General features: G+C 59.2%; 2 protein-coding genes. Both read right to left on the bottom strand.

Annotated elements, in window-relative coordinates:
• Positions 1-72: 72 nt before the first annotated feature.
• Positions 73-1,347, bottom strand: coding sequence for a sigma-54-dependent Fis family transcriptional regulator (locus FJY68_13695; protein MBM3332878.1), 1,275 nt, complete (start codon positions 1,345-1,347; stop codon positions 73-75).
• A complete protein-coding gene (locus FJY68_13700) occupies positions 1,344-3,821 on the bottom strand; it encodes a hypothetical protein (GenBank protein ID MBM3332879.1) in 2,478 nt (825 codons plus the stop codon). The genes FJY68_13695 and FJY68_13700 overlap by 4 nt, the downstream gene beginning before the upstream one ends.
• Between the last annotated feature and the right edge of the window lie 184 nt (positions 3,822-4,005).

Consider the following 4,005-nt stretch of genomic DNA (forward strand, 5'->3'; position numbering starts at 1 on the left):
TTTCATCACCCGCACACGCAGCACATCCAAAGCCGCCGGCGATAGACGCCGAGTATCGTCTTCTCTCATTACTCACAGTATACACCAAACCGACTCCCATGTCAAACATTTTATGCTCTGATTAGTACTTGGGACGCTGACGGCCAGGGGCACGTCCTTGTCCGTGCCCATGGGACGAGAGTCGCCCGTGGGCTCGTAGCCCTCGCCGTCCTTGATCATGAAATCATCGGGCACGATCTCTCGCTCCAGTCGCATGGCCATGTCGCAAGCAAGCTCGACAGCGTTCTCTAGTTCACGGACATTGCCTGGCCACGTGTGAGCTTCCAGCCTGGCGACGACCTCGACGCTCAGTGCATGCTCATACCCTTTCTTCGCTAATATGTGCGCGGCGATCAGCTTGATGTCGTCCCTACGTTCCCGCAGCGGGGGAACTCTTATTTCAGCCGCAGCCAACCGCATGTACAGGTCCTCGCGGAACCGTTTCGCTGCAATCTCCCGACGCAGGTCTTTGTTGGTCGCTGATATGACTCTCACGTCTACCCGCACCGTAGTCGTGGCTCCCAGGCGCTCAAACTCATTCTCCTGCAGAAACCGCAGCAGTTTGGCCTGACTGGCGAGCGACAGATCTCCGACTTCGTCCAGCAGCAGGGTACCCTCGTGAGCAACTTCGAGTCTGCCTTTCTTCTGGGTCAGGGCTCCAGTGAATGCACCCTTCTCGTAGCCGAATAGCTCGCTCTCGATGAGAGTCTCCGGTATAGCCGCGCAGTTGACGCGGACGAGGGGGCCGTACCGACGCCGGCTGTGAAGGTGGAGGTTCCACGCCACCAACTCCTTCCCAGTACCGGTTTCACCAAGGATCAAGATGCTGGCTTCGGTCGGAGCGAATTTGCCCATCCTTTCTCTGACGTCCGAGAGATCGCCTACGAGCTTGTTGGAGGTTAAGTCCTCCTCCCATCGTCGCTTCTGCTGCCGATGGATTCGCGCATGCTCACCGACCATGCCGCGAAACTGGTCGAGGTCGCCTCCGAGCTTGTACCAGTAAAGTGCCCCGGCGTCGGCTATCTTCTTCTTGTGCTTCTCGTCGGCTTTGTCGGATATCACGATCGCGGGTAGACAAAGACCCAGCGCCCGGGTCCTCTCCCAGAGGTCAAGACCGGTTCCGCTATCATGCAACTCGAAGTCCAGCACGAGGACGTCGGGCAGCGGATCTGCATTCTTCAGGTAGTCCAGCGAATCTCGGACTCCCCTGCGGAAGACTACTCCGTGGCCCCATTTCTTCAGGTGGCTCTGCAGGCTTTCAGCAAACTCCGGTTCGTCATCTACTAGCAGAAGGAGTGCGCCGTTCATGTTGCGCAATCTCCTCCGTATGCTGTCCGCGCGCCGGCAACAGGTACGTCGACCCAAAACACAGCCCCGCTGTCGGACGAAGGGGCGACGTCGAGTTCACCGCCCATATCCTGTAGCGTCTTCCGCGCGAGCGCCAACCCGAGGCCGGTGCCGCCCACCTTCCGCGTGAAGAACGGCTGGAAGAGTCTTGTCCTGTGTTCCTTACTTACGCCGGGCCCTGTATCTCCGACCCATATCCTGACGAACCCCGATCGCTCTGACTTGGATGCGGAGACCGACAGCCGTCCGCCCTGCGGCATGGCCTCAACCGCATTTCGTATCAGACTACCCAGTGCCTCGATAAGTGCCTCCTCATCCACGAGTACGTCAGGCAAGTCTGCTCCTACGTCCGCTATCACGTCTAGGTTGCCTGCGGCATAGACGCCCTGCTTGTCCAGTGCCATACGTACGATCGGGCCAACTTGATGGGCAGCCGACGTCAGTTGACCAAAGCTCGTGAGTCGCATGATACCATCTACCATAGCACCTAGCCGCTCTGCCTCGATTCTTATTTTCCTGCCCACATCCGAATTGTCCGAACCAGCCAGTTGCAGGGCAGACACCCGTATGGTGGCCAGCGGCGTCTTAATGCTATGAGCCAGGCGCTGCGCGATCGTTGCCCACATGGAAATGCGTCTCGCGTGCTCTACGACGGACAAGTCCTCGAAGCGGGTTGCGATCTTCCCATCCGGCAATCGTAGCACCTGCGCCAAGTATGTGGAAAGCGAATCGCCGTCCACGATGGCAACTTCCCTCGTCGTTCGCGGTTCAGTTCCGGACACCGCATCGTCAAGGAGCTTCCCGAAGGCCGGCGACTTCTCTCTGACCGCAGGCAGGCTTCGCAAGTCGACATTCCTGCGGGTATTACCGAGGCCAAGCGCATCTGAAACCGTTCCTGCGCTCTCGGTCAAGCGACCACTTCGGTCAACGATGACGTAACCGCCACGCCCCGCCCCATCTTTCACCAGCTTGACAGCAAGGCTCGTCCGCCACCACTTGGAGGAGAGGGCGGCCACCGAACCGGCGAGAGCCAAGGTGAGGAATACGGCCACCGCCATCAGAAGAGCAGCCGTGCCAACGGTCACGTTCCTTTCGGGCAACCCCAAAGGCCGGAAGTCATAGAGCCTCCAAGTAGTCGAGCTGGTTTGGCCAGTCGGGCGTAGGGAGACTAGGAGTTTGTCCTGAGACCCTTGACGGACCGTAAGCAATCGCGAGACAAGTCCAGCGTGTCGGCGAACGAGAGTTCGGAACTCGATGTCGAGCACTATGATGTCACCGTCAGATGAAGGCAACGCCAACGCGTCGCTGCCATCCTGCGTAAACCGTCCAGCTTGGAGCAAAGGGCTACCGTTGAAGCCCGGGACAGAGATTTGGCGGACCAGGTTGAGTCTGTCGTCGAACAGGCGAAGCGTATCGTCGTTTCCACCTACTGCGATGAACCGGTTCGCCTGTTTGTCATTGAGTGTGACCATCGCCCTGTTGTATGTCCCACGCTGTGTGCGAGCCACTACACGTCCGGAGTCGGCAGCATTGAGGAGGAAAAGGCTGTCGTACTTACGCTCGCCAGCTTTGTTGCCCACCTCGCACGCGACAACCAGCTTGCCGTATTTCTTCGTTCTCTCAAGCATCGCCACACGAACGGAAGAGGAGTAGACACCTATAGGTCTGATCCATCTGGGCTTGCCGTCGTTGTCGAGCATGAAAACAAACGTATGGGCATCATCCGTACCCGACGCCGAGTTGCCGTTGCCCGGAGCCCAGCTACCTGCCAGCACCTCATTGAGTCCGTCATCTTCGACATCAACGGTCTGCAGGTCTACGACCTCGGGCCCAGTCGGATACTGCCACCGGACAGCGCCCGAGTTCCAGTCCAGTGCCCATATCCCTCGCGGACTGGCATCCCAAGCGCTACCAACCTGCAGCAGCAGCTGCAGAACGGAGTCGGGGCGCGACCGGTCAGCCACAACTCGGCTTGCGCCGCCATCCCAGCCCGCAGGCGCCCGTGCGTCATTCCCGCGTACCACGAACATGCGGCGTTGCCCCACAAGGTCATAGACGAACAGAGAGTCATGTTCCTTCTGTGTTGCCCAGACGTGGCGTTGATCGGTCGCGCCGAGTATGGCGCCTGCGGTGAAGGTGGAGTCCTGGCTCTGAAGGAATGTCTGGTCAAAACTGGTAAGGTCTTGGGAGCGAAGCTCTATGGTTATGTTGGTCAGTCCCACCAGCAGTTCGTCAATCGAATCTGCGTTTACGTCCACCGGCGTGACACTTACAAGATCCCGCTCCCACGCCGGTGTCATTTCGACCGGCGACGCCCCACCCACGCGTAGTAGTCGGCGCACCACCAAAAAGCCTGCGCACACGACAAGCACGACTATCCCTAGGGCAATCACCGTACGGACAACTGTGTTCCTCATGGCCCTACCCGGATGCATGTCCCGTGCCAGCCCGGACAAGCCTTGGCGGGACGCCCGCCGCAGGGAAAAAGAGGGACACTGAGCTTGTCCAGAAACCCTCTGGAGATGGTCATAGGGTATTGTCGTTCGCGACTGTCTGCGATTGACGCGAGTCCGCCCTATGCTATGCGGCCCAGGCAGGCTTGAGATTCCCACCTGCCAC

The sequence above is a fragment of the candidate division WOR-3 bacterium genome (genome assembly GCA_016867815.1).
In the GTDB taxonomy this organism is placed as follows: Bacteria; Hydrothermota; Tepidihabitantia; order Tepidihabitantales; family Tepidihabitantaceae; genus UBA2258.